17 protein-coding genes are annotated in these 23,411 nt (G+C 65.9%); 7 read left to right on the top strand and 10 right to left on the bottom strand.

Translation table 11 applies throughout. The features are described 5' to 3' along the window. Positions 1-123: 123 nt before the first annotated feature. Both AC1DWR_RS02240 and AC1DWR_RS02235 read right to left on the bottom strand, forming a co-directional pair. Complete coding sequence (locus AC1DWR_RS02240; protein WP_477623514.1) at positions 124-2,013, bottom strand: S8 family peptidase; 1,890 nt, start codon at positions 2,011-2,013, stop codon at positions 124-126. 148 nt (positions 2,014-2,161) lie between these two features. After that, the gene (locus AC1DWR_RS02235) at positions 2,162-4,306 is read right to left on the bottom strand and encodes an MMPL family transporter (RefSeq protein WP_477623513.1); all 2,145 of its coding nucleotides are present in this window, start codon (positions 4,304-4,306) and stop codon (positions 2,162-2,164) included. A gap of 261 nt (positions 4,307-4,567) precedes the next feature. Here AC1DWR_RS02235 and AC1DWR_RS02230 point away from each other — a divergent pair, with 261 nt between their 5' ends. Continuing rightward, complete coding sequence (locus AC1DWR_RS02230; protein ID WP_477623512.1) at positions 4,568-5,332, top strand: hypothetical protein; 765 nt, start codon at positions 4,568-4,570, stop codon at positions 5,330-5,332. 16 nt (positions 5,333-5,348) lie between these two features. Here AC1DWR_RS02230 and AC1DWR_RS02225 read toward each other — a convergent pair whose 3' ends face one another. Both AC1DWR_RS02225 and AC1DWR_RS02220 read right to left on the bottom strand, forming a co-directional pair. Then, the gene (locus AC1DWR_RS02225) at positions 5,349-6,215 is read right to left on the bottom strand and encodes a hypothetical protein (protein WP_477623511.1); all 867 of its coding nucleotides are present in this window, start codon (positions 6,213-6,215) and stop codon (positions 5,349-5,351) included. After that, entirely contained in the window at positions 6,212-6,823 is a 612-nt protein-coding gene (locus AC1DWR_RS02220) for a hypothetical protein (RefSeq protein WP_477613379.1), read from the bottom strand. The genes AC1DWR_RS02225 and AC1DWR_RS02220 overlap by 4 nt, the downstream gene beginning before the upstream one ends. A 151-nt stretch (positions 6,824-6,974) precedes the next feature. Here AC1DWR_RS02220 and AC1DWR_RS02215 point away from each other — a divergent pair, with 151 nt between their 5' ends. Next, positions 6,975-7,727, top strand: coding sequence for a DUF5995 family protein (locus AC1DWR_RS02215; RefSeq protein WP_477623510.1), 753 nt, complete (start codon positions 6,975-6,977; stop codon positions 7,725-7,727). 59 nt (positions 7,728-7,786) lie between these two features. Here the strand turns inward: AC1DWR_RS02215 and AC1DWR_RS02210 are convergent, their stop codons facing one another. The 3 genes from AC1DWR_RS02210 to AC1DWR_RS02200 are packed head-to-tail and all read right to left on the bottom strand — an operon-like array spanning position 7,787 to position 9,647. After that, a complete protein-coding gene (locus AC1DWR_RS02210) occupies positions 7,787-8,473 on the bottom strand; it encodes a DUF4230 domain-containing protein (RefSeq protein ID WP_477623509.1) in 687 nt (228 codons plus the stop codon). Positions 8,474-8,533: 60 nt separating this feature from the next. Continuing rightward, complete coding sequence (locus AC1DWR_RS02205) at positions 8,534-9,259, bottom strand: SHOCT domain-containing protein (protein ID WP_477623508.1); 726 nt, start codon at positions 9,257-9,259, stop codon at positions 8,534-8,536. A 10-nt stretch (positions 9,260-9,269) separates the two neighbouring features. After that, entirely contained in the window at positions 9,270-9,647 is a 378-nt protein-coding gene (locus AC1DWR_RS02200; protein WP_477623507.1) for a DUF898 family protein, read from the bottom strand. Positions 9,648-10,589: 942 nt separating this feature from the next. Between AC1DWR_RS02200 and AC1DWR_RS02195 the strand changes: the two genes are divergently transcribed. From AC1DWR_RS02195 to AC1DWR_RS02180, 4 genes are all read left to right on the top strand, one after another. Beyond that, complete coding sequence (locus AC1DWR_RS02195; RefSeq protein WP_477623506.1) at positions 10,590-11,336, top strand: hypothetical protein; 747 nt, start codon at positions 10,590-10,592, stop codon at positions 11,334-11,336. A gap of 252 nt (positions 11,337-11,588) precedes the next feature. Next, positions 11,589-13,850, top strand: a complete 2,262-nt coding sequence (locus AC1DWR_RS02190; protein WP_477623505.1) for an FG-GAP-like repeat-containing protein — start codon at positions 11,589-11,591, stop codon at positions 13,848-13,850. A 141-nt stretch (positions 13,851-13,991) separates the two neighbouring features. Then, positions 13,992-17,084, top strand: a complete 3,093-nt coding sequence (locus tag AC1DWR_RS02185; RefSeq protein WP_477623812.1) for a DEAD/DEAH box helicase — start codon at positions 13,992-13,994, stop codon at positions 17,082-17,084. A 328-nt stretch (positions 17,085-17,412) separates the two neighbouring features. Further along, on the top strand, positions 17,413-19,770 hold the full coding sequence (locus AC1DWR_RS02180; protein ID WP_477623504.1) for a hypothetical protein: 2,358 nt from the start codon (positions 17,413-17,415) through the stop codon (positions 19,768-19,770). Between the two features lie 864 nt (positions 19,771-20,634). Here the strand turns inward: AC1DWR_RS02180 and AC1DWR_RS02175 are convergent. Continuing rightward, complete coding sequence (locus tag AC1DWR_RS02175) at positions 20,635-20,976, bottom strand: hypothetical protein (RefSeq protein ID WP_477623503.1); 342 nt, start codon at positions 20,974-20,976, stop codon at positions 20,635-20,637. Between the two features lie 176 nt (positions 20,977-21,152). Between AC1DWR_RS02175 and AC1DWR_RS02170 the strand changes: the two genes are divergently transcribed. Beyond that, positions 21,153-21,449: a hypothetical protein gene (locus AC1DWR_RS02170; protein WP_477623502.1), complete on the top strand. Its 297-nt coding sequence runs from the start codon at positions 21,153-21,155 to the stop codon at positions 21,447-21,449. A 125-nt stretch (positions 21,450-21,574) separates the two neighbouring features. Here AC1DWR_RS02170 and AC1DWR_RS02165 read toward each other — a convergent pair whose 3' ends face one another. Together AC1DWR_RS02165 and AC1DWR_RS02160 are read right to left on the bottom strand one after the other, a co-directional pair. Further along, on the bottom strand, positions 21,575-21,949 hold the full coding sequence (locus tag AC1DWR_RS02165) for a PH domain-containing protein (RefSeq protein ID WP_477623501.1): 375 nt from the start codon (positions 21,947-21,949) through the stop codon (positions 21,575-21,577). 204 nt (positions 21,950-22,153) lie between these two features. Continuing rightward, complete coding sequence (locus tag AC1DWR_RS02160; protein WP_477623500.1) at positions 22,154-23,326, bottom strand: hypothetical protein; 1,173 nt, start codon at positions 23,324-23,326, stop codon at positions 22,154-22,156. Between the last annotated feature and the right edge of the window lie 85 nt (positions 23,327-23,411).

Here is a 23,411-nt window from a genome sequence, read left to right as displayed (position 1 = left end):
GTCCACAGGTCCGCGGCATCAAGGCTGTCGCCGGCGCCCAACCCAGCGATCTGTGGACAATCTTCCGTTCAGAGCGAACCTTCAGCGGTAGCGGACAACGACGCCGTATCGGAACCAGCCGGCTCAGCCCCTCTGCAGCTGGGCCACGTGCAGGGTCACCATCCGTCCACCGACGCTGTCGGAGTCGAGGGTGTCGGGGTCGGAGACGGCGTAGTTGCCGACGACGTCCAACGTGTAGGTCCCCGCCGAGGTGACAGGCACCTGGACGGTCGCCGTCCCAGCACCTTCGGTGAAGGACTCGGTCGAGGTGCCGATGACAGCCCCGGACGGGTCCTTCACCGTGACGGTGTAGCTCGTGCCGTTGATCCCCACCGCTGCGAGCGACGGGTGCGACAGCGACACCTTGAGCGAACTCACGCCAGAGCCCACCGGCACCGTGTAGGTGTGGCTGTCGGTGCCGCCCACCGTGGCGCGCGGGCTGTCGTACGTCCAGAAGTCACCGCGCGCGACCTTCCAGCCGTCCTCGGCCAGGACGCGGGCGTCGGCCTGGGCGCTGGCCCGGGCGAGGTCCTTGGCCCAGCTGCGACCACTCACCAGGGCGACGGCCTTGTCGAGGTTCGCGTAGCCGTAGCCGATCTGCCAGAACGGCAGCGTGCCGGTGTTGTCGTCGTTCGTGACCGGGCTGGCCGTGGCCTGCAGCGCGAGCCGCACCTGGTCGGGCGTGAGGGCCGGGTTCGCCTGCTTGAGCACCGCCGCCGCGCCCGCGATGTGCGGAGAGGCCATGGACGTGCCCGAGGCAGTGGTGTTCTCCCCCGGCGGGCACGGGCCGACGACGGTGCCGGTCGTGTCGCACGTCGACGAGATGTCGACGCCAGGCGCCGTCACGTCCGGGTGCACGAGACCGATGCGGTCGCCGGTGTACGTGGTGTGGCCACCGGCCGTGATCCCGGTCGGCTGCGAGTTGTCGTGCGTGAGGCCGTTCGACGAGAAGTCGCCGCGGTGCCGGTCCACCGAGCCGGCCGCGACCGAGATCACCCAGGGCGACTGGCTGAACGGGTTGAGGCTCAGCTCGGCGTTCTCGGAACCCGAGTTCCCGGCCGCGAAGACGACCGTGACGCCCTGGTCCACCACGGCTTTCGTCGCCACGGCCACCGGGTCGCGCGGGTCGAACTGGCGGTAGGAGTTGCCCCAGCTGTTGTTGACGACGTCGATGCCGAGCAGGTCGGGCTGGTCGAGCATGTAGTCATAGGCGGTCACGACGGCCGTGGTGAACAGCACCGCGCCGATCGCGAAACAGTCCAGCTCAGTGTCGGGGGCCACGCCGTAGCGCGAGCCGTCCGTCACCGAGCTCGAATCGGCCGCGATGATCCCGGCCACGTGGGTGCCGTGCCCCGACCCGAGATCCGTGTTCGAGTACGGCCCCTGGTCAGCCGGCACGACGAGCGTGGTCGACGAGTCGGCAGGCAGGTTGGCGTACTCACCACTGATGAGCGAGACGTTGTGCTTCACCCGGTGCGCGAGGTCGGGATGCGTTGCGTCGCAACCCGAGTCGACCACCCCGACCGTGACACCCTTGCCCGTGAGTCCCTTGGCCCGCAGTGCGGCGCCGCCCATCGCATCAGACGACGTGGTGTCGAGCAGCTGGATGTTCTCGTCGGGATAGACGTCGTTCGCCACCCCCGTGGTCACCGCCGACCGGAACTGCGCCACCGTGCCACTCACCAGGGCGAGCGGCAGTCGCTTCATGGGCTGCACGGTGAGGCCGAGGGCCTTGAGGGCGGTCACCTCGGTGGCCGTGGGTATGCCGTCGAACGTCGCGATCGCGCGTCCACTCGGCGTGCCGTTGTCGAGCAGCCTGGCCAAGCCCGGGGTGTCTCCCCCAACGACCCCAGCAGGGAGGGTGACGGTGGTCGCGGAAGCCGCCCCCGCGGCATGCCCGCCAGTCACGATCAGGGCGAGGGCGGTCGCGCCGGTGAGCGCGGCCTTGGTGGCGCGGTGGGACGTGCGAAGCATGGTTCCTCCACGGAGCAGTAGGTGCACCGTTAACGCGACGCGGAGGCTCGGGGTTACGCGAGCCGCCCTCGCGGGTCATCCGACACCAATGCCAGGCCAAGGCAGGGGTATGCCGCGGGGCCCGGCCCCGCGGCATACCTCACCTTGCTCAGTGGGTGGGCTGGAGCGTGGCCTCGGTCTCCTCCGGGGCCGCCGGCGTCGTCGCGTCGAGCGAGGCGTCATGCGAGGACAGGCTGCTCGGCCACCACATCCGGCCGCGCACGTCGAGGTTGAGCGCTGTCACGAGGACGGAGCGGACCACGAGCGTGTCGAGCAGGACGCCGAGCGCGACCGCGAACCCGATCTCGGCGAAGGTCACCACCGGCAGGGTGGCCAGCACCGCGAACGTCCCCGCGAGGACCAGACCGGCGGAGGTGATGACGCCACCGGTCGCGGCGAGCCCGACGAGGGCGCCACGTCGCGTTCCGATCTCCTTGGCCTCCTCGTGGACGCGGGTCATGAGGAAGATGTTGTAGTCGATCCCCAGCGCGACGAGGAAGACGAAGACGAACAACGGCAACGACGAGTCGGCCCCGGCGAAGCCCAGCACGCGTCGGAAGATCAACGCCGACAAGCCCATTGCCGCGCCGTAGGACAGGACCACGGTGCCGATGAGGATGAGCGGTGCGGTGATGGCGCGCAGCAGCAGGATCAGGATCAGCAGCACGACGCCGAGGATGAGCGGGATGATCCGCACGTTGTCGTCGGCCGACGCGCGCAGGGTGTCGGCTCGGGTGGCGGTGTCACCACCCGCGATCGCCTTGGCCCCAGGGACTTCCGCGATGGCGGTCCGGATCCGGTCGACGCTCTGGGTGGCCGCGTCGGAGTCCGGGGCGTCGGTGAGGGTCGCCTGGATCAGCGAGAGGTTGCCCTTGGTCACCGGGTCTCCGACCGTGGCGACGCCCTTGACCGATTTCAGGGTGGTCACGACTGTGGCGGCCTGGTCGGCGTTGGACAGCACCATGACGGGCGAGCCTGCACCGGCCGGGAAGTGACGGGCCAGGACCTGCTCTCCCACCACGGATTCCGGTGTGCCGTAGAAGGCGTCCTTGTTCTGCAACCCGACGGCGTTGAGCTGGAGGATGCCGAGCGAGGCGATGGCCAGCAGCAGGGACGTGACGACCCAGGTGCGCCGCGGGGCGCGGGCGATCCGGGCGCCGATGCGCGCCCAGAAGCCGTCACGGGTGTGGTCGACGGAGCCGTAGGACGGACGCACCGGCCAGAAGATCCAGCGACCGCAGACCACGAGCAGCGCCGGCAGCAGCGTCAGCATGACCAGCAGCCCGACCGCGACGCCGATGGCCGCGACCGGCCCCAGGCCCTTGGTGGAGTTCATCGTCGCGAACAGCAGGCACAGCATGCCGGCGATGACGGTGGCGCCGGAGGCGAAGATGGCAGGCCCGGCGCGGTGCAGCGCAAAGGCCATCGCCTCGTGCCGGTCCTCGTGACGACGCAGCTCTTCGCGATAGCGGGCGACGAGCAGCAGGGCGTAGTCGGTCCCCGCCCCGAAGACGATGACCGTGAGGATGCCCGAGCTCTGCGCGTTCACCGTGAGGGTGTCGTCCTTTGCGAGGAAGTAGATGACCGCTTGGGCGACGAAGAGCGCCGTGCCCGCCGAGATCACCGGGATGAGCCACAGGACCGGGCTGCGGTAGGTCAGCAGCAGGATGATGATGACGACGGTCATCGCCGAGTAGAGCAGCTTGCCGTCGATGCCGGAGAACGCCTCCGACGAGTCCGCCGAGAAGCCGACCGGACCGGTGACCAGCATCGACAGCCCGTCCGGACGGTCCTGGGCGATGGCGCGCAGGTCCTTCACGGTGGCGCCGAGCGAGTCCCACCCGGCATCGCCGGCGTCGATCGGCACGATCACCTGCAAGGCCTTGCCGTCCTGGGAGGGGATCGGGCCCACGGAGTCGTTGCGGACCGGCTCGAGGGCGTTGAACTTCGCGACCTGGGCGGTGACCGACTGGGTGTCCGCCGTAGTCAGCCCGCCGGGCCGCTCGTAGACGATGACAGCCGGGAACTCGTTCTTGCTCTGGAACGCCTCGATCTGCTTGACCACCTGGGTCGACTGCGCGTCGGCCGGCAGCCACGCGACCGCCTCGTTGTTGAGGGCGCCCTGCAGCTTGCCCGCGGGTCCGAACGCCGCGGCCAGCACCGCCAGCCAGAAGACGAGGACGAACCACTTGGTCACCTTCGATGACGGGAACCACGCCAACCGCCCGACGTCCCCGATCCGTGTCTGTGCCATCGCTGTCGCCTCTCCCCTACCCGGTGTTGCACCTCCCAGCTCGGCGCAGTTTCGCTCCACCGTAAGCCGCGTTCGTGGTGTCGTACAACGGTTTTCACGCGCAGTGAGGTTGGTCTCAGGGAACGGTCAGGGCGGACCCTGAGACGCTTTCGGGCATTTCGGGTCGTATGCCGCGTGGCCGCGGCTACGCCCAATGGCCGACCCGGGCGTGGGCCTGCTGCACCTACCGTGGAGGAAGCAGCGTCACGGAGAGGGGACACCATGGCCAGCACCCTCGCCGTCGATGGGCAGTGGGACGACCAGCACTCACCGACATACCTCCACGAGCTGCTCGAGATCCTCCGGGTTGTCGGGGTCGTGGGCATCGGGTGGGGATTGGTGTGCCTGGGGCTGGGCGGCCGACTCGCGATGTTCCTGCTGCGCCTCACCTCCCCCGACTACGTGCGCGGCGTGCTGAGCGACGACGGCTTCATCATCGGCCGGTTCACGTTGGCGGGCACCTACAACCTTGCGGTTCTCGGGGCCGCCTTGGGGGTGATCGGGGCGGCCGCCTACATCGCGGTGGCGCCGTGGCTGATCGGTTCGCCGGGGTTTCGCCGGTTCACGGTCGCCCTCACCAGCGCTGCGATCGGCGGCTCGGGGACCATCCACTACGACGGCATCGACTTCCACGCGCTCAAGCCGCAGGCCTTCGCCCTCGCGCTCTTCATCGCCCTGCCGTTCCTCTTCGGCTACGGCGTCGCGCTGCTGGTCGACAAGGTCGCGGAGCGGGACTCGTGGACCCGTCGAGGCAGGACGGCGTGGGTCCTCCCGCTGGTGCTCCTGGTGCTGATCGCGGCCAACCCCCTCGTGGCCGTGGTCCCGACGGTCGCGGCGATCATCGCCGTCCTGCTCGTCGCGCGCAGACTGTTCCACCGGCCGATCGCGTCCTCGCCAGTGGGGACCTTCGCAGCCCGGACGTTCTACTTCGCGATCGCCGCCTACAGCTTCTCGCAGTTGGGGATGGACCTGGTCGGCTTCGCCTGACGACGCTGGGCGCCCCCTACTCGTCCGCCAAGGACCTGGCCGACCGCGCGCGAGAGCGTTCGTGTCGACCCCGGCTCCCCTGACGACCCGGGTCCCGCACTGCTGACACGAGCGAGGCCGCGAACAGCCCGACGAAACCCACCGCCATCACCCAGGTCAGCGGACGGCCGGTGAAGAACTCGTCCCTCGCCCGCACGGCGGCCACCAGGATCAGCGCGAACATCACGAGCTGCACCCGTCGCATCAGCCGCACCGACTCCCAGCGGTCGTCGACCAGCACCCCCAGCCCCGCAGCACCGAGGCAGAACGTCGCGCCCACCACCCGACTCGTCAGCGGGGTGAGCGGCCACGGCCAGATGGTGATCGCCCACCTCGGCGCGACGAACAGGACCAGCCCGGTGACGACCCCGAGACCTCCCATGTCGGCCACGAACCGTCGTGCCACGCGGCCGAGGCGAGGTGCGTCGGGAGCTGGCTCCGCGGCATACCTCTGGTTGGTGAGCCAGGCCGCCGCGACCAGGAAGGGAGCGGTGAAGTAGAGCCCCGCCCACAGCCAGAAGGCGACCGTGTCGCGGGAGAACTTGTCCCAGTGCATGATCGTGGCGACGCCGAGCAGCGTTGCGAACAGGGCGACCGAGACGAAGCCCGCGCGCACCGCCGCCCAGTGGGCCTCGAGGAGGACCACGCGGACGAAGAAGTAGCAGCCGCCGAGGTAGGCCGATGCCAGCAGCATCGAGGTCATGTGCGCCTGGATGGTCCACGACCAGAGGCGGGCGGTGTCGCCGGGGAAGCCGTAGAGGAGGATGAAAGCCACGAGCAGGAACGGCGCGATGAAGGCCGCCAGGCCGCGGGTGGTGGTGAGCACCCGGTCGTCGCGAGTCATGCCGGCACCCGCGAGACCGAGTCGAGCAGGGCTGCGTAGGAGGCCACCAGGGCGCGCCGTTCGGCGGCCAGTCGCGGGTCGGCGAGGTCGCACCCTGCGGCCACCCACGCGTCCGACAGGTCCATCGCCTCGGCCCGCCATCGAGCGGCTTCGCGCATCGTCGACCGGGGCGCCGAGTAGACGTGGGCGTACAGCTCGACCAGGGCATGCTCGAGCTCGCCCCGGGTCGCGGAGTCCGCACGCTGGTGGGCCCGATGGATCCGCCACCACTCGACCTCCAGCTCCGATGCCCGCTGGGGGTCGAAGGTCAGGTCCGAGTGCGCGAGGACGAGCTCGTAGAACCGCCGCATCGATGCCCGCGCGGCGTCAGGATCGTTGTGGGGCACCGGTGCCCACGCCTTGTTGGCGCGCAGGACGTGCCACGCCGCGACGAAGGTCAGCCGCGGTCCGAGGCCGAATCCCTGGTCGACCATGCCGACGAACGCCCGCAGCGCCGGGCCCCACTCGCGTCGGTAGTAGCTCGCCCACGCCTGGGTCTCCAGGCGCCCGAGGGCGACGGGGTCGAAGTCACGAGGACTGTGGCGACTGAGACTGTGTCGACTTGCCACGCCGCACCTGCTTCCCGGCGGGAGGCGTCCGTCTCCAGCCGCTGACGTCCCCCCGCGCGAGCCGCTGACCAACCACCAACACGAGCGCTGGCGACCGCCGGACCCACGGCTCGATACTAGTCGCGCAGGCCCGTCCGGTCAGGGGGTTCAGATGCCCGAACGCGACATCGAAACAGTCGTTGCCGCCATGGATGCCCGGCTCGTCCGGATGCCTCCCGAAAGGACCGCGCAGCGACTGTTCCTCGAGACCTACCGCCGGACCACACTGGCCGTGGGCAAGGCGATCGAGGACGCCCAGTTCGAGGACCCGGAGTGGGTCGAGCGGTGGGACGTGGTGTTCGCCGACCTCTACCTGGACGCGCTCGACCTCGACCTCGCGGGTAGTCCTTCCGTGCCACGGCCCTGGCGCTTGGCCTTCTCGGCGCCCGAGTCCCTGCCCGCGCTCCGGCACGTCTTGCTCGGCATCAACGCGCACATCAACTACGACCTGCCGCAGGCGTTGTTGGCCGTGATCACCGACGCGGAGTTCAGTGATCCGCGGGTCGTCGCGCGACGGGCGCGTGACCACGAACGCATCGATGGGGTGCTGTCCGGCCGCGTCGCCGCCGAGGACGACGAGCTGGGAGTGGCGTCGACGCGGACTCTCGTCGACCGGGTGCTGCAACCACTGAATCGCTTGAGCTCCAAGCGATTCCTGCGCGAGGCGCGACAGAAGGTCTGGCACAACACCGTCGAGCTCCAGCACGCGCGCGTTTTGGGAGACGACGTGTATGCCGCGCGGCTGGCCGAGCTCGAAGTGCTGAGCGCCGCGCGCATCGCGGATCTCTTGGCGCCGGGTCAGGTGTTGTTGCGGTTGGCCGTCGCGGGGTTCGGGGTGACCCTCCCGCCGCCGTCCCTCACCTGAGGTTGCGGACCCGGGCTGGGCCGTGGGTCGGCGTGGGCCCATCCGTGGGTCGGCGCGCGTCAGCGCGGGTCCTCGTCGTAGGTGATCGTGACGGTCGTGTAGCCGAGCGATCCGAGCAGGCCGCGAAGCATCTTGCTCGTGTTCTCCTTGGCCTGGTTGGTCAGCAGGTCCTCGCCGGTGGCGGCTGCGGTCATCTGGCTGATCGCCTTGAGCTGGGCCTGCCGCTCGAGGTCCGACCCCTGGAACCGGTTGATGAGCCCCTTCTCGTGGCTGACCACGTAGCTCGACTGCAGGTCGAGAACGGGCTTGCCGGCGGTGGGGGCAGGCAGCTTGATCGTCACCGACTTGGCGTCCTCGGAAACGACGACCCGGCTCTTGTCGAGCTCGCCGAAGTCCACGACCGCGTCCACGTCGCCCTTGCCGACGTAGAGCACCCGCTCGCCACTGACCCAGGCGGGCAGGTGGTTGGTGTCCTTGTCGAGGTCCACGACAGTCTCGTAGTGCCCCGTCACCGCGTGGTACTCGCTGATGTCAGTGAGCGACCTGAGCACCGGCGAGCCACTGCGGTCGGTCGTCTTGTCGCCGAACGGGTTGAGCGAGGGCCGCCAACCGGCGAGCAGGGCCACCGCAGCGGCGACCAATGCCACGATGACGACCGCCCCCACGACTGACGTGATCACCGCAAGGGTGGGCAGCAATCGGAGGCGGCGGTCAAGGAGGGCCGACTTGTCGGACAAATCGCGCATGCTGCGAACGGTAGCCGAGCAAGGGCCCGGTTCGCCGACAGATCGCGCGCAGAGCGGGACCTACAGGCGGCCCAAGACCTCGGCCTTCTTGGCGGCGAACTCTTCCTCCGTGACGATGCCGGCGTCACGAAGCTCCCCCAACCGACGCAACTGGTCGATCGGATCCGGTGCCGCGGCTTCGATGGCTTGGACAGGCTGTGTCGGCAACCCCTGTGTCGGAACTCCGGGGATCTGGACCCCCGGGACCTGCCCAACGTGTCCCACGAGGTGCGTGTTCTCGTGACGGTGAGTGTTCTGGTTCCTCTGGATAGCCAGCCGCGCCTGGTGAGCCGTGTCGTTGATGATTCGTTGGGCCTCACGGCCGTCGGGGATGTCTTCCATCGTCACGATCTCGATTCCGTGCGTCCGCTGGACGTGAACCAACACGGAGAAGACACCCCTGGCCTTCTGCGTCATCGACTGACGTACGTCGACGTCAACGACGGCTGAGATCGGGACCTGCTGCGAGTCGGTCCTCAGGGCGCCCTTCTCGAAGAAGAGATAGTGCGCGGTCAGCCGAAACCTGCCGGCACCGATGCCGGACAGAGGCCGGCCTACCGATCGCCAGATGGCATCGGGGTCGCTCACGGCGGAGGTGTCGACCAGCCGACCCAGTGCAGTTGCACCGGCGCTCGGCGCGAGAGCCTGCTGGGACGAGTCGTGGAAGTGCTCGGTCCAGACTTCGCCGTCCCAGTAGCGCTGGCGTCCATCGTCAACGGGGTACCAGCCGGCTGGTGCGTTCGCCACGAGGACCCGCTCAGGACTGGGTCAGCTGGTGGGAGAAGGCGCCCACCGGCATGCCCCCCTGGCCAGCGTGGGGAGAGGCGAAGTCAGTGTGTTGCCACTTCCAGGCTGCGATGCGGGGGCCGACCCAGAAGAGGTAGATCCCGAGTGTGATCACCGACAAGAAGAACCACTTGATCCAGTTGCCGAAGAGACCCATCGCGGAACCCGTGAACTCCAGCTGTTGCCCATCGATGTACGAGTGCTTCGCGCGCCACCGCTCGTTCAGCACCAAGGCAAACGGATAGCAGATACCCAACGTGCAGACCGTGATGAGCACAGCAACGATGGCTGTGCCGAGATAGGTTGCAGCGCCGCCATCGAAGGTGAATCGCCCTGAGTTCCGTGCCATCGTTTTGCTTGTCCTTGAGGTTGTTGCGACGCGGATCCGGCTGGATCGGTGTGGACGGTAGCGCTCCGGCTCATGTGGGAGTGCAGAATTCGACCGAGTCAGTCCGATTTCACCCGTTTGGCCGAGGCTGGTCACCTCAGCGCCGGGACTCCGCCAAGGGCTCAAGCCCGCTCACGGGGCTAACCCCGTGAGCGGGTCTCCGCTATGGACAGTCCTCAGCCAGCTTGACGGAGCTGAGCAGGCGATCCAGTAGGCATTCGACTCATATCGGACCTTCACGCCCGAATGGTTCAATTTGGTCAGCCGTTCGGACGACCTGTGAACGTGGTGAGGCGTCGAGGTCCTAGCAGGCCACCCCGGGCCTGGAACCTCGCGATCCGTCGCGTCGTGCCGCGACCATGGCGGCTGCATGCCATCCGGCCCGGCAGAGCTCGAAGTGCTCAGCGCCGCCGCCCGAACCTCAGACGAACGGCTGAACTTCGACTGCGTTCGCGTAGGTCGCGCGTGCGGCTCGGGCGTCCTCCGGCAAGGTGGCCCAGCAAATGTCTCACTGGCAGGGGTAGAGCACTGGAGATCGACGACGGGATCTGGCTGAGGGCCGTCCTCGCGGACGCTCGCTGCCCGTGCGGCGAACGGGTCGCCGCGGGCGAGCGGGCTGGCTTCGAGAGCACCACTGGTCGGGTGGTCTGTCTGTGGTGCCTGGCCGATCGCAAGGCGGGCCGCCGACCTCCGCGTCGCCGGAAGACCATCGCTCCGCCGGAGGGGTCCACGAATCGGCCGTTGTACGCAGTGCCCGATGTAGCGGGCCAATCACTCTCTGGTCCCGGTCGGTCAGGGCGGTCAGGGCGATCGAGTCGGTCAGGGCGGTCCGGGCAGGCCGGGCGATCCCTGCAACCCAGGCGGCCGCGGTCGTCGCCGCGCACCGGCGTCACTCTGATCCTCGTGCTCCTCGTGCTCGTGGGCGCCGCGTACGTGGACAACGGACTCCTCGGCCACGACTCCGTGTTGCGCGCGTTCGGCATCAACCAGCTGCCGGGAGTGCCGAGTCGGGGACCTGACCGCCCGATCTCGGCCGGCTCGAACTCAAACCACTACGCGTTCACGGCCACTCGTCGGCCCGATGGGAACGATCCGGTGACCTGGAGCCCCTGCCGAACCATTCACCTTGTGGTCAACAAAGCAGCCGCTCCCCCGCAGGCCGATCGGCTCCTTCGCGAATCCCTGGACCGGGTCAGCGAACTGAGCGGCCTCAGGTTCGTGGTGGACGGCGAGACCGACGAGACCCCGGCTACTGACCGGCCGCCGCAGAACAAGAATCCCTTCAAGGGCCGATGGGCTCCTGCCCTCGTCGCATGGACCACTCCGGTCGTTGTCCCCGAACTGCAGGGAATCGTTGCCGGTGTTGGTGGCCCTCGCGAGGCGCCCGCCGGCTACCCGGACGAACGCCACTACGTCAGCGGGATCGTCTACCTCGACGGCCCATCGATCTCCGACGTGCTCCAGCGCCCCACCGGGTGGGCCCAGAGTCGTGCGATCGTGATGCACGAGCTCGGCCACATGGTGGGACTGGCGCACGTCAACTCCGATGCCGAGCTGATGGACGGCGAGAACGACTCCGGAATCACCGACTTCGGAGAAGGCGACCGCGAAGGTCTGCGCCGCCTCGGCTCGGGTCCCTGCCTGCGCTGACCATCGCGCCTCAGCTGAGCTGCAGAACAGCGGGTATGCCGCGCGGCTGGCAGAGCTCGAAATGCTCAGCACCGCCCGCATCGCCGACCGGTCAGTCCGGCGGCGCCACGGCGCGTCGCGGCGACACGCCGGTGGCGGATCGTCCTAACGGACATCTTTCCGGGAGGAATGCGACACGAGGAGGGCCCAGGTGCCACTCTTCACTGTCGTCACACCAGCCTCCTGTCCCCCACGATCCCCCCGGACTCCAACGTGCGCCTGCTGCCTGCCTCCCTCGCCGTCCTGGCCATCACCCCCGTCTTCGTGGCCCTCCCCACGGTGTCCTTCGCCTCCACGGACACACCCCATCCCGTCGCGCCACGCGTGCAGTCGACCGCGGTCCGCGGGATCGACGCCGTGGCGAACGGACAGCTGCGAAACCGCCGCGTACTTCGTGCCGGCCACGCCGTCAGCACCCTCACGCCGGTGCAGGAGCGGTCCCGGTTCACGGTCGCGGGAGTGTCGTGGGCGCGCACTACCGGGCTCAGCGGAGACGACGTGATCGTGCAGGTGCGCGTGCGAGAGGACTCAGGCTGGAGCGACTGGGAGACGCCCGGGGTGACCGACGAGGGTCCGCAGGGCGGGACCACCGAGTCGAGCACGGCGCGCCTCGGCACGAACCCGCTCGTCACTGATGGCGCGACCGCGATCCAGGTGCGGGTGGACACGCCGAACGGGCAGCCGCTGCCCGATGTCAGGGTCACCACCATCAACCCCGGGATGTCTTCCGCGGACGACGACCTCATCCCCCGCACGCCCGCCGCCTCAGCCTCCGCCGCGGCCACGATGCCGACGATCATCACGCGCAAACAGTGGGGCGCCGACGAGTCGCTGCGCGGGTCGACGACCTACAACACCACCGTCAAGGCGATCACGATCCACCACACGGCCAGCTCCAACGACTACACCGAAGCCACCGCCGCCGCCCAGATTCGCGGCATCTACGCCTACGACACCAAGGGCCTCGGCTGGTCGGACATCGCCTACAACTTCCTCGTTGACAAGTTCGGCCGGATCTACGAGGGCCGCGCCGGGTCCATCACGCAGGCAGTGCGCGGGGCCCACGCCATGGGCTTCAACACCAACACGATGGGTGTCGCCGCCCTCGGCAACTACGAGACCACTGCTGCGCCCGCCGTCATGGTCGACTCGATCGCGAAGGTCGCTGGTTGGAAGCTGTCGCAGTACGGCGTCGACCCGACCGCCACGACAAAGCTGACCTCGGCCGGCGGGACGGGCACCAAGTTCGCCGCCGGTGTCGTGGCCACCCTCTCGACCATCAACGCGCACCAGAACACGTCGTACACCGCGTGCCCCGGCAAGAACCTCTACCCGATGATGGCGACCATCCGCAGCAAGGCCGCCCTCTACGCGAGTTACTCGTCAACCGCCGGTCCGGCACCGGTCACGACGGCCAACCTGTTCGCGGCCTACGGCACGCTCACCCTCGCCACGGGCTCGACCGGCTGGGCGGTCCGCGACCTCCAGCTCGAGCTCAACAAGCGCGGGTATGCCGCGGGCACAGCAGACGGTGCCTTCGGGGCCTCCTCGCTTGGTGCGGTGCAGCGCTTCCAGAAGGCTGCTCTCCTCACGGTCACTGGCAAGGTCGCGGCCAACGACTGGCGGGCGCTGTCGGGGATCAGCTACGTGAAGACTGGGGCTCCCCCACCGCCACCTGCCCCCGTGCCCGCGAAGGCGATCGTGGGCTTCAACGCCGACGGACGCGGCGATGTCATCGGCCGCACCACGTCCGGCGAACTCTACTTCTACCCCGCCAAGGTGGGCGGCATCGGGACGCCGGTACGGATCAGCAGCGGCTGGAACGCCTACCGCCAGGTCATCTCCCCCGGCGATGTCAACGGCGACCAGATCGCAGACGTCCTCGCCACCACCTCCACGGGCATGGCCTACCTCTACAAGGGCAACGGCAAGGGCGGCCTGCTCCCCGGGAGCACCGTCGTTTCCCGCTCGTGGGCGGCCTACACCGACATCCTGACGCCGGGCGACTGGACCGGCGACGGCAAGCCCGACGTGTTGGCGCGCAAGGCGAATGGTGAGCTCTGGATGGTCGCGGGCGATGGCAAGACGGGCTTCCCCGGCACCTGGCAGCGGATCGGCACCGGCTGGCAGATGTTCAGCCAGATGATCACCCCGGGCGACGTCACCGGCGACGGTCGCGTCGACCTCCTGGGCCGCACCCCTGCGGGCAAGCTCTACCTCTACAAGGGCACCGGAGTGGCCACCGCCACCGCGACCGGTTACTTGCCTGGAGTCCCAGTTTCGTCCGGCTGGCAGGTCTTTAACACGGTGCTCTCGACCGGTGACCTCACCGGCGACGGCAGGGCCGACCTGATCGCCCGCACGCCAGCCAATATCGACTACGTGTATGCCGGGACCGGCAAGGGCGCCTTCGCATCACCCAAGCGCTTCACCGCCCCCTGGGGCGCCACGACCAGAATCACCGGAGTCCGCTGACCCAACACCCCCGAGGTATGCCGCGTGATCACCGCGGCGGTGAGCGCGAGGCTCTCCCCTCGAGCCAGCGCATTTCGGGATTGACCGGACATTGCCGCACCCGCCTGGCAAGCTGCCCCCGTGACGGGGAACGACGAGAGCCTGCTGGAAGGCTTGTATGAAAGCCTCATCACTCGCGGCCTCGACGCCAGGCTGAGCAGCACTGATGACCGAACAGTCGACCGCGCATCGATAGACGAAGCAGATGAGCCTGAGGTCCTGGCTCGGCACGTGCGGGCGGTTGCCCTGCGCGCATTCCGGAGTGAACGAAACCCTGAACGCCGGCTGGAACTGGTCAACTCGATCATCGAACGCTTCGGCGACTCCGAGGATCTGTTGTCCGGCGGCCCTCGCCACCTGATGTCTGTCAGCCGTCATGCCAGGCCCGGCGTGCCTGCTCAGTCCTCTATGGAGCGGCCATCCACTCCGCTGTCCGATGCCGCCCTGCTGACGAACGCGCAAGGCGAACCCGGAATGGGACACGAGGTCCGCGCAGAGCTCGCGAGCGCCGACCGCGTGGACGTCATCATGGCGTTCGTCAAGTGGTACGGACTAAGGCTGTTCGACGACAGGCTCAAAGCTCTTCACGACCGCGGCGTGCCGGTTCGCATCATCACCACGACATACATGGGTGCGACGGAACGGGAGGCGCTCGATCGACTGGTGCGTGATTTCGGTGCGCAGGTCAAGGTCCAGTACGACGCTCAGCGAACCCGACTCCACGCCAAAGCGTGGCTATTCCGCCGCAACACCGGCTTCGACACGGGATACGTCGGCAGCAGCAACCTGTCCCGCGCAGCCATGCTCGACGGCGTGGAATGGAACGTTCGGCTGTCGTCGATCGCCACCCCCGCCTTGCTCCAAAAATTTGGCGCCACTTTCGACAGCTACTGGAACGACAGCACTTTCGAGACCTACGACCCGGATACCGACCGCGACCGGCTCGACGACGCATTGGCGGAGGCGTCAGGCCACAAGACCCATGACAGGGTGACGCTCACGCTGTCCGGGCTGGAGGTGCGGCCCTATCCCTACCAGCAAGGGATGCTCGACCAGCTCGAAGTCGAACGCGTCGTGCGCGGGCGACACCGCAACCTGGTGGTCGCCGCCACTGGCACCGGCAAGACCGTCGTGGCAGCGCTGGACTATCGACGCCTGGCCGAGGTCGCGCCTGCCCTCCCACGGCTCCTCTTCGTCGCTCACCGACGCGAGATTCTCCAGCAGTCCATGCGGACCTATCGCGAGGTTCTCAACAACCCAGACTTCGGCGAGCTATACGTCGGCGGCGCGCGGCCAGAGCGCTGGGAACACGTCTTTGCGTCGGTCCAATCGCTGACTTCGTACGACGTCCAGAACATTCCGCCCGGCTCCTTTCAGGTCGTGGTGGTTGACGAGTTCCATCACGCCCAGGCGACGACCTACCGCCGGATCCTGAACCACCTCAACCCGCGCGAGCTGCTGGGCTTGACCGCGACCCCGGAACGCGGGGATGGGCTGGATGTGCGCACCTTCTTCGATGGTCGCGTCGCTGCGGAGCTTCGGTTGTGGGACGCCCTCAAGGCTGACCTACTCACCCCCTTTCACTACTTCGCAGTCGCAGATGGCGTGGACCTCACCTGCGTCGACTGGAAGGCCGGCGCCTACGACGCGACGGAGCTCTCTAACGTCTTCACAGGAAATGACGCTCGCGCTCGCGTCGTCCTGAAGACCGTGCAGGACAAGGTCGCCGACCTGACATCCATGAAGGCCCTTGGGTTCTGTGTGTCGCGGGACCACGCCCACTACATGACCCAGGTCTTCAACGACGCCGGCATTCGGGCAGCGACAGTGCTCGGGGATACCTCGACGGATGCCCGCGACGGAGCGATCGCGAATCTTCGGAATGGATCTGTCCAGGTCGTCTTCACCGTTGATGTATTCAATGAGGGCGTCGATATCCCTGCCATCAATACGGTGTTGTTCCTCCGACCGACTGAGAGCTCGACGGTCTTCCTCCAGCAGCTCGGACGCGGGCTTCGTCGGGCGAAGGACAAGGCAGTGCTGACGGCGCTGGACTTCGTAGGCCACCACCGCAAGGAGTTCAGATTCGACCAGCGCTTCCGTGCGATGACCGGCAGCACTCGAGCGCAGCTCGTCCGCGATATCGAGCATGGCTTCCCCTTCCTGCCTGCGGGGACGGAGATTGTGCTCGATCGCCAGAGCCAGGAGCTGGTTCTCGAGAACGTGCGCAGTCAAGTGGCTAAGCGTTGGACAACGCTCACCTCCGAGTTGCGTGCTCACCCCACAGACAGTTTGAGCGACTTCCTCGCGGAGTCTGGCGTTGAGCTGTCTGACGTGGTCCGAGGCGACAGGTCATGGACCAGGCTGCGAAGGGACGCTGGGCTCTCCGTCGCCGCCGGCGGCCAGTGGGAGTCGGCCCTGCTCAAACGCGTTCGCGCTCTTACCCACGTCGACGACCCGGACCGTGCCTCCGCATACCTCCGTTGGCTGGCTGATGACGCGCCGCAGTACGAAAGGGTAGATACTGCCCTCCAAGCCTTTGGGCGGATGCTGTTCTTTTCACTGTGGCCCGACGGTGGCGGCTTCAAGTCATACTCCGAAGGCCTAGCGGTCTTGCGCGCGGAACCTGCTGTGCGAGACGACCTGCGGGAGGTCGTTGCCCTCGGGCTAGCAAATGCGGAGCGTGTAAGCCTGCGTCCGGGAGGGGGACTCGCCCTCCGACCACTGCGTGTCCACGCGCGGTACACCCGCGAGGAACTCGTCGCCGCCCTCGACTACGTCTCGATCGATGGTCGCAAGCCGAACAGCTTCCGCGAGGGCGTGCTCTTCGCGCCCGCCGCCAACGCGGACGCGTTCCTTGTGACGCTTCACAAATCTGAAGCGGACTACTCCCCCACGACGATGTACCATGACTACGCCCTTAGTCCCGAACTCTTCCACTGGGAATCGCAGTCGGGCACCACAGTCGCCTCCAAGACCGGCCAGCGGTACCTACATCATCGCTCGCAGGGCAGCCATGTCCTCCTCTTCACACGGCCAAACAAGGTGACGGAGTTCGGCTCCGGAGCGCCGTACCTCTTCCTGGGCGAGGCTGACTACGTTGAGCACCGAGGCGAGCGTCCAATAGGCATCACTTGGCGCCTGCGAACTCCTATGCCAGCCGCCGACTTCGCTGCCGCCAGCGTCGTCGCGTGATTCGTGACCTCACATTCAGGACTTACACCTGCTTTGCAGTCTCCGGGCCAGAGTTGACGGGTCAGTTCGTCCCCACGGGGCCCTCCCGTGGCCGCTGCTTACCGCCCACAAAGGGCTTCCTGAGGAAACTCACACCAGCACCCCTAGCAACTCTGCTCATCAGCCGGGACGACGAGGTGGAGGCCACTCTGGCAGCCAATTACTACGAATTGCGGTAGATCGCTCGGCTTGAATGGGTATGTTCGGGGGCCGATACGCAGACTTGAAGCCGGGGGCCGTTTTGACTTACTACGATCAGGGCGCCGCGAGCCTCGATGAGCTCTGCGCGGTGATCGACTCGGACCTGGCGGACGGTGACAACGAAGCCACAACCCGTCTCAGACTGATCGACAAGCTCCTCATGGATGTGCTGGGCTGGCCACCCGACCAGATCAACTGCGAGGAGTATCACGAGGGCGGGTTCCTCGATTACGTCGTGGGAGCCCCGCGGTCCCGCCTAGTACTGGAAGCCAAGCGTGCCGGCCTCCACTTCGAGGTCCCAGCTGGCACAGACACCGGCACCGTGTCCCTACGCCAGTTCGCTGAATACTCCGCCACGAACGGCAAGGCGGTAGATCAAGTCCTTGCGTACTGTCAGCACGCTGGGATCCCCATCGCGGTTCTGTGCAATGGCCGTCAGATCGTCACGTTTCTTGGTAGTCGCTCCGACGGTGTAGCCCCACGTGACGGAGACGCGATCATATACAAGAGTTTCTCCGACGCCCGCCGCGAGTTCGCCTCGCTCTGGGACCAACTCTCTATGCCGGGTGTTGAGAGCGGTGCACTTGCTCGGCAACTCGCTTCAGCTCAGACCCTTGCTGTGCCCCCGGCCCCATTATCCGCATCCATTCACCAGTATCCAGGTTATCGAATTGGGTCCGCGATGGAGACGGACCTCAGCATTCTGGGCGACTTATTCATTCAGGACGTCGTGAACGATGAGCTGGTGACTGAGGATTTCTTGATCAATTGCTACTGCTCCAGCGGAGCCCTGTCGCAGTATGCTGCCGTAAGTAAGGAGATTCTTCGATCTCGCTACGCATCCCTACGTCAGCAGGTTCAAGTCACTAACGCGCGGGACAAGAAAGGTCCTGCCCCAGAACTGCAGAGCAGCCTACTCGCCGGCTCTCTCACGACGCGCCCCATCGTCTTGCTGGGCGATGTCGGGGTCGGAAAGAGCATTTTCTTAAAGCACCTCTTCCGCCTCGAGGCGAAGGAGGTGCTCAGCGACACTGTGGTTTTCCAGATCGATTTCCTCAATCATTCCGGACTCGACGCAGATGTGTCATGTCACATAGTCGAGTCCATCCGCCGGGAACTAGATCGATCGAGGTCTATTGACCTGAGCGAAGATAGACTTGTCCGTGCGGTATACAACGCCGAGATAAATCGCTTCCGTAAGGGGGTCAGCGGGCCTCTCGAAGTTGATGACCCAGCCGAGTATCGCCGTCGGAAAATCGACATGCTAGAGAAGCATTTGAGTGCAAGTCTTGAGCATGTACGCCGCACGCTGGAGTTCCTGCACGCCTCACGCGGACTCAACTTCGTGATTGCCCTTGACAACGTCGATCAACATGACATCGCATTCCAGGACAAACTATTCATCGTCGCTCACTCTCTCGCCGCCCAGTGGCCAGCCACCGTCTTCCTCGCATTGAGACCCGACACCTTCCACCAATCACGCAGAAGCGGTGCGCTCTCGGCCTATCAGCCACGCGTCTTTACGGTCTCCCCGCCACGCAGTGACCTAGTCATTGCTAAGCGCTTGCAATTCGCCGCCAAGCGACTCAAAGAAGATGGGCGCCTGCCGGGCTTCCCTGCTGGATTGACGCTCGACTCGACGACACTGCTCGTCTACATCTCAGTTCTGACTAAAGCCTTCACGGAAAATCAGAAACTCATCTCCGTGGTCGACAACTTGAGCTCGGGAAACACCCGTCGTGCCCTTGACTTCATATCTACATTCGTTGGTAGCGGCTACGTGCAAACGTCACGTATTCTGGACTTGGCTGCCGCCGGGGAGACGTACACGGTGCCGCCACATGAGTTCCTGCGCGCCATCTTGTTTCAGGACCACAAGTACTATGATCCGGAAACCTCCCCCGTTCCGAACCTTCTTTGGATCTCAACGAGAAGCGCTCAGGAGCATTTTCTGTTGCCGATTCTTCTCGCAACGGTTCAACAGTTGGGCAAGGGCGAGCAAAACGGTTTTGTGTCAAAATCGCGGATCTACTCTTCCATGCAAGCACTTGGCTACCCGCCCGCGGATATTGACGTTCATTTTGAAAGGGCGATCGAGTCCGAACTTCTCGAGGCGTCCGTCGCCGGCGATCCCCAGGCGCTTGTCCGGCCAACACCGGCTGGCGCCTACATGCATCAGACACTGATCGCCGACTTTGCATACCTGGATGCYGTAGTGGTCGATACGCCAATACTAAATCCGCAATTCCGGGCGCAGATTCGGGATGTGCAGCCGATTGAAGAACGTATAGAAAGGGTCGAGGCGTTCCTCACATACCTTGATGAGGCGTGGCCCTTCGGTGACGAGCCTATGACGTTCTCCTGGCCCACAACTCGTGGTGCGGCGGGTGCCGAGTTGGCGCGCGTCAAGCAGGGAGCTAAGCGGGCTTCGAGCCGCCGTGGGTGAACCGAGTTCGTGACATCACCTGGCCGCCTCCACATCAGGGGGCTCAGGTGCGTTTGGCGAGGGCAACCGAACCCACGAGCGGATGAGGGTCGAGAGCTGAGTCACTTCGCCGCGAGCGCTTCAGCCCCCCGCCCGAGAGGGTGTACCCAAGCGGCCCATAAGCACGAGCGTGGGTGCAACGGTGGTCAGCCATGCCAACACCAGGACGACTTGCGCGAACACCCGACTGTGCGAGTGGCATGGCCGTCGTTCAGCTCTACGTGGCTCTCGACGGGTACCTGATTGCATCAATTGCCGACCTCGCCCGTGTGCCCCGGCCGGATGGCCGTAAACCACTCCTTTTGGGGCGAGAGCCGAGATAGGGATGCTCCCCTAAAAGCCGCTGCGAGTCGCTCTACTCGAACTGTGAGGTCGCTGGGGACGTCGTCTGGCTCAACGAGGCAAGCGTGGACGTCCCTCAACGCTCCCGTTACCTGGCGTTTACCGAACAACTGAACGTCCGTCTCGATGCTTGCCTTGGCTTCTTGTAGCTCTTTGAGCAAAGCCTGCTCTGAGTCGCGCCGGGACTCCAAGTGGGCCTCTGCCCATCGATGCAAGAGGAGCAAGTGATCGTGGTACTGCCTCGCAAGGTACCCGGATCTTGATCTGGCTCGTTCTGACAGCGCACCAAGGGTCAGGCCAACGGCCAAGGAAAAGAGGCTCAGCAGCAGAGCGCCTGGATCGAGCATGCGTCCAGTCTCGACCATAGGCAGTGACACTGCACGGGAGCAACGACTCGTGCCGACCAACCCGGCAGGCTGAATGCACTGTTGGCATTTTCTTCCGGGCGCGGGGCCTTTGATGCGTCTTATCTCCGCGAGCGCATCAGCCCCCACCGCCCGAGAGGGCGTACCCAAATCCGCTCACAAGCACGAGCATGGGCGCAACGGTGGTCAGCCATGCCAACACCAGCACGACGTGCGCGAACACCCGACTGCGCGACCCGGTTTGGCGTGGGTGGTGGAGCCCCCACCGCGCCAGCACCACCGAAGTCCCCGCACAGGTGACAAGTGCCGCGGCGACACCCATCACCGGCCAGGGGTTGTTGCCGTCGTCGTATTGAAGCAAAAGGAGACCCACACACTCGCCGGCCATGGTCGCCAGCGCGACCAAAAGGGCTGCCAATGAGTACCTCGGCTCCACAGCCGGACGGTTGGCCGCAACCATGGTGCGAGGATACATCTGCGGTCAGTAGAGCAGGCTGAGCGCAGCGAGTTCGCGATGCCCCGGGCGAAGCGGCGCCTTTCGCCCCTATCGGCTTCACACACCGGTTGGCAGCATCGGCCGCGTCATTTCGCCGCCTCTGCAACACCACCGTCAGACCCAGGAAGTAGCTTCTAGTTATGTCTGAGTACCCGTACGATGCACGTCGCCGTGTTGATGCCCTTATCGAGTCAATGAAGGCCCTGATCGCGCGCGACCCCGAACAGGAGGTTCGTGGCGTCGCGTTGGGTGTGGTGGATGCGGCCATAGCAGCGGTAAAGGAAGCCAAGCCGGAGGATCCCGTCGCGAAGGCGACGTCGGAGATCTTCTCGGCAGATCAGATCGGGAGCGGCGAAGGGGTGCGAGCCGCTGATCTGCTGGTCGTCGCCGAACAGCTGGCAGCCGCCATTGGTCCGTATCCGATCGTGATCGCCTAGCGGATATCTGATCTCGGCACGGCATTCCGCCTCGATCGAGGCGGTGCCTGACGTTCCCCTCCGCGTTTCAAGCGGGCCAGCACAGCCCAAGCCTCTGGGTGGGTTTGAGGTCTCAGGTCCAGTCGCTACAGAACGTGGTGGGCGATGAGCTTGTTCAAGTAGGCGACGTCTGTGTTGCCCTTGAATTCGAACTTGACACGCCCTAGCCCTGAGAACCACAGCTCCAGCTCTGCGTCCAGGTCGAAAGTTCCGGCTGTCTCCAGGGAGAAGGCCTGAACCTTGACGAATGGCAGCGAGGTGTAGTCCTTCTTCTTACCCGTAATGCCCTGGACGTTGACTGCGATGATGCGCTTGCTCGTGAAGACGATGTAGTCACGTATCCCTTTGAAGGCAAGATAACCCTGCTCGCCCTCGATCAAGAGCGGGTCGATCTGGCTCGCGACTTCCGAGTAGTCGATCCGGCCCAGCTTGATGTAGCTCGCATTCTGAAAGTCGATCACGTCAGCACACTAGCCACGACGTCGCGTCGGCGTGACTCAAACGCATCTGCTGCTCCGATGCCACTGTCCATGAGGCGCCGGACCAGACGAGGGAGGCGGCTTCGAAGGACAGAGCATCGTGCGTCAATGGGCCGCTTGGCGGGCGACGTGCACTGTAAGCGCACTTGCGTGGTCGCGGAGCTAATCGCACAGCGGATCCCACCGTTACAAGATGGCGGATCTCCTCCTCGGTTGCTCAGGTGGCGTCGATGGCACGGGCACAGCGATCGTGAACAGCTCAGCCCCGCGTTCACCCTGAGGGACGAGACCAGCGGGCAAGCGGTGGGCCACGATCCTTTGCTTCTCGGTGGCCGGCTTTGGGGCCGGGAGGGTGGCCCCGGTTGTGAGGTTCTGTAGTGTCGCTTTGACTGCGTACCACCCCAGCACGTAGCCGCCCAGCCCACCAACGACCCAGCTGGCCCAGTCTGGCCAGTAGTCGTTCGCACCCATTGCGTACAGAAGTGCGGCCAACTGACCCGCCGTAGCCGTCAATGTGAAGAATGCGGCGAAAGTCAGGGCTCGGGGGGTGACGTACAGGCCAGCAGGGATTTCAGGGGCAGTCGTCGTACCGTGCTCATCCTTCTGCTCGTCCACTTTCTCGGCCTGTCGCCGGAAACCCTGGAGCACCATCGGGCTCAGGCCAGCCAGTCCGACAGAAACGGCCGCGGCGACGAGTGCGATGGCAAGCAGGTTGCTGGCGTCCTCCCCAAGCAGCGCCGTGGTGACCTCTTTGGTCCCAAAGATGCCGGTAAAGAGAGCGGCCAGCACGGTTGCGTTGGCGGCCCAACTGTCAGTGAACTTCCAGGACGCTTCCAGACCGGGAAGGGTCAAGTCGTAGTCCTTATCACCCCGGTTCCTTGGCGGTTCCCAGTGATTCCAGGCAGCGGTCAGGACCACGATCGACGCCAAGCCGACCAGCAGATATGAGAGGACGACCGCCCACCAGTTGGGATTCGGCATCTTCGGCTTGTCGGCATGCAGTTCGAATGGGACGCCGCCGACTGTCACGATGAAATCAATGCCCTGCTCTCGGTTGCAGGCCGCGGCAAAGGTGAGGGTTAGCTTCTGCTGCCGGTGTTCTTTCAGCGTCGCGTCAACAGGGGTGATGGTGCAGCCGCTTGGCACGTTCGCCTTGGTGGCCACGGTCACTGTGGCGTCCGTCGAGCCTTGGTTCTGTAGGGTGATGCTGCCCGTGGCTTCTCCGCTTTCCTTGGCGGTGAGGGCTACGGTGCCAGTATCCGCTACCAATACGGGCCCATCGTCAGCTGGGGCCGGCCCAGCAGCAATGAGTTGCACACCAAGGATCAGGGCTACGACGACTGTCGTGCGAACGTGCATGGCAACCCCCGGTTTTGGGTGCGAGTGTAACGACCTTCGCATGGTGACATGACTCTCGAATGGCGCCAACGGGACCGGGGTCGAG

This window comes from Pedococcus sp. P2_E2 (assembly GCF_056403955.1).
This window is presented reverse-complemented; position numbering and strand designations above follow the sequence as displayed.

What these genes read in the sequence shown, in the direction of transcription:
- AC1DWR_RS02235 (WP_477623513.1), bottom strand. Translation starts at nt 4,306, where the DNA reads ATGGCACAGACACGGATCGGGGACGTCGGGCGGTTGGCGTGGTTCCCG.
- AC1DWR_RS02175 (WP_477623503.1), bottom strand. Translation starts at nt 20,976, where the DNA reads ATGGTTGCGGCCAACCGTCCGGCTGTGGAGCCGAGGTACTCATTGGCA.
- AC1DWR_RS02160 (WP_477623500.1), bottom strand. Translation starts at nt 23,326, where the DNA reads ATGCACGTTCGCACGACAGTCGTCGTAGCCCTGATCCTTGGTGTGCAA.
- AC1DWR_RS02210 (WP_477623509.1), bottom strand. Translation starts at nt 8,473, where the DNA reads ATGCGCGATTTGTCCGACAAGTCGGCCCTCCTTGACCGCCGCCTCCGA.
- AC1DWR_RS02240 (WP_477623514.1), bottom strand. Translation starts at nt 2,013, where the DNA reads ATGCTTCGCACGTCCCACCGCGCCACCAAGGCCGCGCTCACCGGCGCG.
- AC1DWR_RS02170 (WP_477623502.1), top strand. Translation starts at nt 21,153, where the DNA reads ATGTCTGAGTACCCGTACGATGCACGTCGCCGTGTTGATGCCCTTATC.
- AC1DWR_RS02200 (WP_477623507.1), bottom strand. Translation starts at nt 9,647, where the DNA reads ATGGCACGGAACTCAGGGCGATTCACCTTCGATGGCGGCGCTGCAACC.
- AC1DWR_RS02215 (WP_477623510.1), top strand. Translation starts at nt 6,975, where the DNA reads ATGCCCGAACGCGACATCGAAACAGTCGTTGCCGCCATGGATGCCCGG.
- AC1DWR_RS02230 (WP_477623512.1), top strand. Translation starts at nt 4,568, where the DNA reads ATGGCCAGCACCCTCGCCGTCGATGGGCAGTGGGACGACCAGCACTCA.
- AC1DWR_RS02225 (WP_477623511.1), bottom strand. Translation starts at nt 6,215, where the DNA reads ATGACTCGCGACGACCGGGTGCTCACCACCACCCGCGGCCTGGCGGCC.